Raw genomic sequence first — 9,759 nt, forward strand, 5'->3', positions numbered from 1 at the left:
ATAAAATTTTCATCAAATAGTTGTTTAATCAAACAAATTATCAATTTCTTCATCACTAAGGTTTAAGGTTTCAAAATCTGATGAAGTAAATTCTTTTGTTTGCATTTGACAACAGGATTGGATATATATCTGTAGTCGTTCTAGATAATCTGAAAATAAATTTTCTACAAAATTCTTTTGAAAATGACTTGTACTAAATGTCACATGAATTTCTAAGCTTTTATTCTTAACCATGGCCACAATATCCAATAATGCAGTAATATGATTATCTTTTGATTGTTCACTGCCACTTTGATAATCAACAATAGTAAACCATCCATCCCCGAGAGAATTATCTATCTCTCCTAAATAGTTAAAACGAATTATATTTTGAGTTAAATCTTTGCAAGAAGGAAACTTCTCTTTAAGAATTCCATATCCAATTCCCTTATTAGGTCTTTTACGAACCTCTTCTTTAACACTCTTTATTTGATTAGCAATATTATGCGAAACTTGTAATACAATAGGATACATCGTTGTAAACCACCCTACTGTACGTGAAATATCAAGATGCTCAAATAATTCCTCTCGACCATGACCTTCTAACTCAAATTTAATTTGATCTTGGTTTGTATATTTACCTAAATTTTCTGTCAACACAGCAAGTAACAACTCCATTGGTTGTGTATTGTAAGGCACATTTGCAGTAGTTAATAGTTTTCTTGTATCATCTGCATTCAATGTAAAGGTAAGAGTCGTACAACTTTCAACAGTACTATTTTCTTTTTCTCTATTAATTTGAAAATTATTATCTAGCGTGTTATCTATGGATTCCCAATAATCTAATTCATCATGTACTAAATTAACTCCTCGACTATTTAAAGCTTCAGACCAATCTTGGAAAGAGTTAGTTTTTAATGGTAGCGATGGAACTTCTCCTAAATACAAGCTATTCAAACATCGGTTTGCATCTTCAATTAAAATACGCCAGGACACAGCATCAACAATAAGGTGGTGTGCAGTTAATAATAACAACTGTTGATCATTTGAAAGCTGGAATAAGGCCCCTTTAAATAATGGTCCTACATTCAAATTTAAACTTCCTTTTAACTCTTCACCTTTTATATGAACCTGATTCAAAGCTATTTCAATTGGAATTTCAGACAAATCAAACATGGTAACCTTAGAATCAACAATGGACATATCTTCGTCATAATAGAAGTAATTCTGCTTATCCTCATACCTTAACCGTAACAAATCATGATGATGCATGATCGTATTTAACATCTTATTAACATATTCTTCTTTAACCGGCTTCTTCAAAGACAGTAATACCGATTGATTCCAATGATGCGGGTTCTTAAACTGTTGATCAAGGAACCAACGCATAATAGGAGTAGGCTCTACCTTTCCTGTTACCAATGTTTGTGAGACTGTAACATCTTTTTGTTTAACTAACATTGCTGCCAATTCACTTACAACTGGATAATTTAGTACATCTTTAACTCTAACTTTCCATCCCAGTTCTTGTAATCTAGCGCTCACTTGGATCGCTTTAATAGAATCTCCACCTAAATGATAAAAATTACTATGCAATTCGATTCTATCAGTCTGTAATATTTCCTTGAGAACTTCACTAACCATTCCAGTAACATCTTCATCTACTTCTTCTAAATGAGTATGATTAGAACCGTTATTTAACATCGGATCTGGCAACGCTTGACGATCTACCTTTCCATTGATAGTAAGCGGTAGCTGATCCATATAGATAAAAAATGAAGGAATCATATAACTTGGTAGCATATGCGAAATAAAACTGCGTATTTCTATATTTTGAACACTGTCTTTCAAAACAATGTAAGCAACTAGATGATTTGAATTATCCTCACCTTGCCAATTCACCACTACTACATCTTTAACAGACTTGTGTTGTAACAGTGCATTCTCAACTTCCCCTATTTCAATACGATATCCTTTAACTTTCACTTGAGAATCCATCCGTCCTTGATACTCAATTAATCCATTTGGCAACATGACAGCTAAGTCACCACTTCGATACATCTTCTCACTCGAAATAAATGGATTGGATAAAAAACGTTGCGCTGTTAAATCCGGACGATTTAAATAACCTTTAGCTACCCCATCACCCGATATATAAATTTCTCCTTTTACACCAATAGGAACCGGCTGAAGATTCTTATCCAATAAATATATTTGAACATTATCAGCTGGTGTACCAATTGGTACGGATGCTCTTCGATCTAGATCTGGATCATAACGATGAATCATACATCCAACCACAGTTTCAGTTGGTCCATATTCATTAATTATTTCAACTTTACCGCTAAAAAGATCATATATCTTTTCGGCTACTGAGGTTTTCAAATCCTCTCCACCCACAATCAATCTGCGAAGAGATGAAACTCTTGGGGGTGAATAGTTATTTAACAATGCTAAATGTGAAGGCGTAACTTTCAACACTGTTACTACATTTTCCTTGAGTATTTTTGACAAAATAAACTCATCTTCATTATCATGATATATTACTAACAATAAACCACTTATTAAAGGAGTGAATATTGAAGTTACTGTTAAATCAAAAGAAACGGATGAATATAATGCAAAAACATCATTTTCACTACTAATATAGTTCTTTTTAGCCCAGGAAATATAGTTAACCAATCCACATTGAGTGATTACAGTTCCTTTAGGATTCCCCGTGGTTCCAGAGGTATAAATTATATATATTGGATCATTGGGTGCATTTACTAGGTTTAGATTGGCATTATCTCCTTCATAAAGTTTCTGATCACATATATTAATTTTCTCACCTAAATATTCTAAATTACCCTCATTTGTATAGTCAGTTAAAAGTAATGTTGTGCCGCTATCATTCAAAATATAACGAATTCGGTCCTCTGGGTAGGAAGGATCTATAGGTAAATATGTACCTCCAGCCTTAATAACTCCCCAAATTGCAATTACTATCTCAAGTGAATGTTTAGCTAGTATACCCACGACTTGACCATTTTTGACTCCTTTTTCTCGTAACTTTCTTGCTAACTGATTAGATTTCTTATTTAATTCAAGATAAGTCATTGATCTATCAGCATGTTGAATTGCTATTTTTTCTGGTGTCTGTTTTACTTGTTCTTCAAATAATTCTTGAATAGTTTTTTCTTTCGGATACACAACAGCTGTATTGTTAAATTTCTCTAACATAAACTTTTGCTCATCATCCGATAACAAAGATAATTCTTTTATCGATTGATCTTCATTACGTAAAACTTGTTCTATTAAAGCTAAAAACCTTTCATGCATACAATTGATTTGATCTTCTTCAAAATCCGCGACTTTATAATCATATTGAATTTCTAAACCTTCATCTGCCCATTCCTTAATAACTAACTGCAATGAATAGGCTTGGTAACCACTGTAAAACTCCACGTTTTCTAAAGAAAATCCATCAATAGTATTTTTAAGTTTTGTATTATAGTAATTCACACTATATTGAAATAAACCATCGTATCCTTTACTAGTCAATTGCAAGTCTTTTACCAATAAGTTATAAGGATAACGCTGGTGAAATAGACATTGTTTTATTTCATGATTTACTCTTTTAATGAAAGATAGAACACTCTCATCTTCATCCACATTTAACCGTAACGGCATTGTGCTAGTAAACATACCTACTATTTTCTTTTCTAGTACACCGGAACGATTTAGTACAGGAGATCCAATGATTATGTCTGATTGATCATACATTTTATGAATATAAATAAGCATAAAGGTTGAAAATAATGTATTCATAGATATTCTATGTTTTTGTATAAAAGACTGTAGAGCAACCGATTTTTCTTTTTCAATTAAAAATATCTTTCGTTTCCCTTCTAGAGAATGAGATGTTTTTGATAAAAAGAAATCTGGCAGATTCATAAATTTCTCATTCCAATAATTCTTATTTTTTACGTATCGAGGGGATTCCAGATATTTCTCCTCTGCTTGTAAATAAGACAGATAAGTAGATTCAACCGTATCATTTATATGCTCATCATTCTTTAACTTAGAGTAAAAATCGATAATTTGACTCGTCATAAGTTGGATTGTCCAACCATCAGCTATAATATGATGAAACTTAACAAAATAGGAGCTTTCTACATCACTTATTTTCAAGAGCACAAATTCAAACAGAGGGCCTCCTTCAAGTGGAATTTGTTTTTGAAATTCATCCTGGGCCCATTTTCTAGCTTCTAAACTTGGATTATGATGATTAGAAAAATCAATTAAACGTATTGGTGTAGGTTCAAATGGTGATATATATTGGTGGGGTTCTCTATGTTGTTGAAAAATCCGTAGACGTAAACCATCATTTTTCTTAATGAATAATTGAATTGCTTTTTCTAAAATTGTAAAATTAATTTCCCCATTAATAAGAACCATCCCTCCGATGTTATACATAGATGTGTTTGGATAAATTTGTTCATTATACCAAACTCTTTTTTGTGGATGCGTAAGAGAATGCTTTACAATTGTTTGTTGCATATTTCCACTTCCCCTCTATCCACATCCGTTGGTGTTTCCGGAAATTGTATATTAATATAGTGAGGATAAGGATTTATATTCTCAAGATTATGTTCTAAAATTAATATTCCATTTTCGTTGCTAGTTTCCTTAAATCCAGCTAATCGGTACGTAACAAACATCATACGGTTACGGTCAGTCTGTCGAAACTCAGCCAAAAAGCGTTTACCTGCCTGTTTTGTCCTTTCCATTAGATATGTGAGGAGTATAGTACCAACGCCACGGGACATTACACGACAAGACATGAGAAGAAGTTTTAGACAGTCGGCTTCCTCCGTCCTTTTTACAAGTGTTAAACCAATCTTCCCATAGGAGCCATATTTGTCTGATAACTCACAAACTAATAATAAATAATCTGGATGATTACGATAATAGTTTAATTCATCATAATCATAGGTAATACCAGTCGAATTTAATTGATTCGTACGTACTGTTAACTCCTCTGCACGCTGCAAATCTTCCTCACGAGCCTCACTAATCACAAAATTCATCCCAAGTGAAGCTAAAAATTCTTCTTTTGGGCCTTCATATTCTTCTTCATCCTTCGTTCTCTTAAGATTTTCTAAATACATCAGTCTTCGACGACGTGAATCTTCTGTAATTCTTTTTGGTTGTAGTCGTGGCAAGTCTAATAACGACTTATATTCATTTACATGTATACACAGAATATCATTATGAACACTCTGTACTTCTTCTAATTCAAAAGGTTGGTCATCAATGAACACAAAAGTATCAATACCTATGTTTAAATTTTTTCTAATTTTCTCAATGGAACTAGATTTAGAGTTCCAATGAATCTCCGGATATAAAAAATACTCTTCTATTCCAAATTCCCGTAATTTAGCTATTGCATCTTCGTAGTTATTTTTACTAGCAACTGATTGCAGTATTCCACGTCGATCTAATTCACATATAATTTCATAAATTCCAGGTTTTAAAGTAACTGTACCACTCTCTAATAAAACACCATCCCAAATTGTACAATCTAAGTCCCAAACAACACATTTAATTTCCTTACTCATGATAATGCCTCCTTTGTTTTATTCATTTTCACAGTTCCCATCTCCATCACTATAAGCTTATCTGCCAAATGAAAATATTGATCGTCGTGAGTAATAGCAATAATACATTTACCCTTCGCTCGCATTTGAGGTAACAATTCTTCATAAAAGAAGCGTCTATAACCAGGATCTTGATCTGCTGCCCATTCATCAAATAAAAGTATAGGTCGATCTTCCAAATACGTAACCAGCAATGCCAACCTTTTCTTTTGTCCAGTTGATAGTTGCGTAGTAGTAAAGCGCCCATTCTCAATGCCAACCTTGTCACTCAGTTGGAGAAGTTCTAAATAATGATCGATTTCTGCTTTCATTCCTTCTGTATTAATTCCATATAGCCTATCAAAAACATGAAAATCACTCAGGATAGCTGAATAGTATTGATTCAATTCCTCTGGAGCTATTTCTTTTCCATTTAATAAAATGTTACCTTCATTAGGTTCATATAACCCAGTAATCAGTTTTGATAAAGTAGATTTTCCACTCCCATTACCACCAGCAATAAAGACTATTTCTCCAGAATTAAACTCCATGTCTATTGGACCAATACCAAAACCAGTAAAATCTCCATCTTTATTCTTATACTTATAACTTACATTTTGTAGCTGCAAACAAATTGGCACATCTAAGTACTCTTTTGTTGTCGCGATTTGCTCATTTGCCTTTATATGATCTACACTCTTCACCATTTGTTGAATACGTTGCCAAGAAATACGTACATTTACGAGCTGAGGGATACCGCCCAGTATTTCATTAACTGGACCTGTCATATACAGAAAAACGATTACATAGTTACTTATCGTCTCTTTCGGCATATTAACAAAAATTTCTGGAAATACGAAAACTACAATACCAATAACAAAAATGAATAATAGTTCTCCCAGAACAAACACATTTGCAAATTTAATATCTCCTATCGTTCGTTTAACACGATAGTTATTACAGCTTTCATTCATAACTTCTCGAAAATCGTTTCGTTTTCCAGTATGAAGCCTAAGCTCTTTGAAACCATGTCTTAGATCACCAATCAAACGAAAATATACATTCTGAATATCTCTTGTTTCATTCCAAACTTTATCTGCTTGTCGTCCGATCAAAGAATATACCCCTGCAGTAATAAAGATGATACACAAGGATAGTAAAAAGGCATACATATTCATTACACCAAGATAGAGAAAACAAAATAGTAACGTTAATAAACTTGTTCCAGCAGTAACTAATAGATTGAGAGAACGAGAGATAACTTCCGTATCGTTATTTAATGTCGCCTCTATTCGGCCCTTCTCAATCAACTCCAATTTGTAATAAGGAGTCTGTAACAACTTATCTGTTAATTCCATCCTTTTTTCATAAACTAGCTCGTTTGTATACGATACAATGCTAGTTCTAATAATACGTTGTGAAAAGACATACATAACGATTCCAAGTACAAAGTAAAATAACAAGCCATTTTCCAAATTATTTGATCTAACAAACGTTTCATTAATCACAAAAATGAGAAAGGCATTACCAAATCCTGATATTAATCCCAAAACAATTAAAGTCAAAAGCGACTTTCCCTTTTGTCTTGGAAAACAAAGATTTAAGAATGTATGGATAACATAGGCCAAACCCACCCCAGCAATTGCATATATTGCAAGTACAACAGTTGAAGGAGCCCAAACTTTTATAAATGCCCACGGAAGCCCCCCAAACAAGAGATTTGGTAGTTGATAAAGTGCATAAATCATTAGCCCATATATCGCAACAACTAATACCATATGTAACCATGTTTTTCCCGTTGGTAATATAAACTTTCTTTTTCTAAAAATAATCTCCCTGATTAAATGAAATAACATGACCAATAACGTTAGTAAACACAAAGATGAGATCACAAATAAGGCTGTTCCTATTTGATCCGTTTTCTTATATTCATCATAGAGTAACGGTTTAACTTCTTTATCTATCATCATATTTAAAAGACTGCTACCGATATAGTAAGTGTAATTACTATTCAGATTTGCTAATACTACGACCCCTATCTGTTCCTCATCACGGAAACCAATATACGATGAATAATTTGGGTTACTTCCACCATGTGAAATTTCCCCTCCACCACTTTGATAGACCTCCCATCCAGCTGCATATGAAGCTCCATTGCTATCTGGGGCAACCTTTCTATTCGCTTTATGAGAATCGTTAATCAATTCCTCCGGAAACATCCTAGGCTTTTCAACCCCAAGCTGTAATTTTAACCATCTTTCCATATCATTTATATTTGAAATAAAATATCCAGCCGGTGTATTCCCCCTATAATTAGGAGCGTCATAGGGTAATGATTGTAAGAAATTACGCTTGTAACCTTGGGCCATGTTATCTAATGGGGCCATCTCACGTCCAGCGTATGTACTCAATAAATCCAACTTTGATAGCACATGATCTTGAACATATCTTTCAAATGATTGATTAGTTGCCTTCTCGATTACTAAGCCTAATAGATCGTAGTTAACCGTAGAATATTCAAAACTGCTACCCGGCTCTCGGTTTAGTCCTATTGGCATAACATTCCTAATCGTTTTCTCAATAGAATCTTTGCCATTGGTTATAGGAATATATCCAATGGCCTTTTCCGGTATTCCACTAGTATGGTGTAATAAGTCATAAAGTGTAATTTCATAAGGTTTGCCTTTATACTCCATTTCAAACCATGAAACATATTTAGTTAAAGAATCACTAAGTTTAATTTTCCCTTCTTTTTCTAGCTGCAATACAGCTAATGCCGTAAAAGCTTTTGAAGTAGAACCTAGCTCGAAAAGCGTCTCATTCGTAACTTGACGTTTATTGTCTATATCGGCATAACCATAATTCTTCTTATAAATCGTTTCGTTTCCTTTTACAATTACTACTGAAAGTCCAGGAATACCCGCTTGAGATATTTGTTCTTCTATATGCTTCTGTATTTTCTTCTCATTAAACTGTACCGTTTCCTGCGCTTCCACCTGTCGATAAGGGAGTACTATTAAAGTCATTAAAATGATAAACTTCAACCATATGTTTAACTTCATATTTTTAGCCCTCTTTTAGTTAACTTGGATTAACTTTTCAATTTTCTTTTTAAATGGTTGCACAACATTTTGACCAATACGTTCAATTTCATGCTCACTAATCTGAGAAGTAATAAGAAAATAATTTGCCCCTATTTCCCAAAAATCAGTTAACGTCGAGATGACTTCCTCATAGCTACCAACTATAGAAATTGAATTAGATGGGTTAACTAAACTTAGACCTCCCCAAAGATGATCATCTATCCACATACTATCTTTTGTAATTAAATCTTTATATCGGCGAAGTCCAACAGAATCTGCATTATCTAAAAATAGCTTAGTCATCCTCTTTAAGGCTGCTGGTGTTCTCTCAAGTAATTCATATGCTTCTTTATATGCTTCTTCCGAAGTCTCACGAGCAATGATGTCTACTAAAATAGCACCTGGAATTTTCTCGCGCCCATATTGCTTAGCGTAATTATTAACTGTTTGATAGTGTTCTCTAAGACTTTTGCGGTCTGTTGCATAAAGTATATAAGCATCACCATACTCTGCAGCTACTCTCATTGCCTCCTCGGAGGACCCCGCTACAAAGTAGCGGGCACTTCGAGAGAGATCTTCCTTTGGATAAATATCACTATTTTCTACTTGATAAAACTCACCTTTATAGCTAGTTACTCCTCGTCTTAATTGTTGTAACAGCTCAATATATTCTTTTGTCCTAGCATATCGAACATGGTGCGGTTCTGGTAATCCATCACGCGCAAGGACAAGCGAGGCACTTCCAGTTACAATGTTAATATCTGCACGATTACCAATTAAACTATTTAAAGTATTCAATGCTTTTGCTGTTACGGTAGGAAGCATCTGGTTTGTATTTTGCGCAACCAAAATCTTTACAAACTCCGTATTCATTCCAATCATAGACGCTGCTATCATTGGATCAACAGATGTTGGTGCAATGGAAACCAATACCGAGTCAAAGTTATTCTTCTCAGCTCTTTTAGCTTGATTAACATATTCCTCTAGAAGTTCTTTTGTTTGTGGTGTTGGAATAACAGGTAATCCCCAACAAAACTCAACTTTTGACGGAACTACTTCTTTATTAATCATGTTGT

General features: G+C 33.7%; 4 protein-coding genes. All 4 read right to left on the bottom strand.

Going from position 1 to position 9,759, the window contains the following annotated elements; translation table 11 throughout:
- Positions 1-24: 24 nt before the first annotated feature.
- The 4 genes from MR168_RS07370 to MR168_RS07385 are packed head-to-tail and all read right to left on the bottom strand — an operon-like array spanning position 25 to position 9,754.
- Positions 25-4,521: an amino acid adenylation domain-containing protein gene (locus MR168_RS07370; RefSeq protein ID WP_242291217.1), complete on the bottom strand. Its 4,497-nt coding sequence runs from the start codon at positions 4,519-4,521 to the stop codon at positions 25-27.
- Positions 4,503-5,582, bottom strand: coding sequence for an HAD-IIIC family phosphatase (locus MR168_RS07375; RefSeq protein WP_086412039.1), 1,080 nt, complete (start codon positions 5,580-5,582; stop codon positions 4,503-4,505). Before MR168_RS07375 ends, MR168_RS07370 begins: the two co-directional genes overlap by 19 nt.
- Complete coding sequence (locus MR168_RS07380; RefSeq protein ID WP_000773395.1) at positions 5,579-8,662, bottom strand: cyclic peptide export ABC transporter; 3,084 nt, start codon at positions 8,660-8,662, stop codon at positions 5,579-5,581. The genes MR168_RS07375 and MR168_RS07380 overlap by 4 nt, the downstream gene beginning before the upstream one ends.
- A gap of 15 nt (positions 8,663-8,677) precedes the next feature.
- Positions 8,678-9,754, bottom strand: a complete 1,077-nt coding sequence (locus MR168_RS07385) for an LLM class flavin-dependent oxidoreductase (RefSeq protein ID WP_000608549.1) — start codon at positions 9,752-9,754, stop codon at positions 8,678-8,680.
- Positions 9,755-9,759: the final 5 nt, after the last annotated feature.

The organism is Bacillus cereus group sp. BfR-BA-01356, from assembly GCF_022663635.1.
GTDB lineage: Bacteria > Bacillota > Bacilli > Bacillales > Bacillaceae_G > Bacillus_A > Bacillus_A cereus.

What these genes read in the sequence shown, in the direction of transcription:
- MR168_RS07370 (WP_242291217.1), bottom strand. Translation starts at nt 4,521, where the DNA reads ATGCAACAAACAATTGTAAAGCATTCTCTTACGCATCCACAAAAAAGA.
- MR168_RS07375 (WP_086412039.1), bottom strand. Translation starts at nt 5,582, where the DNA reads ATGAGTAAGGAAATTAAATGTGTTGTTTGGGACTTAGATTGTACAATT.
- MR168_RS07380 (WP_000773395.1), bottom strand. Translation starts at nt 8,662, where the DNA reads ATGAAGTTAAACATATGGTTGAAGTTTATCATTTTAATGACTTTAATA.
- MR168_RS07385 (WP_000608549.1), bottom strand. Translation starts at nt 9,754, where the DNA reads ATGATTAATAAAGAAGTAGTTCCGTCAAAAGTTGAGTTTTGTTGGGGA.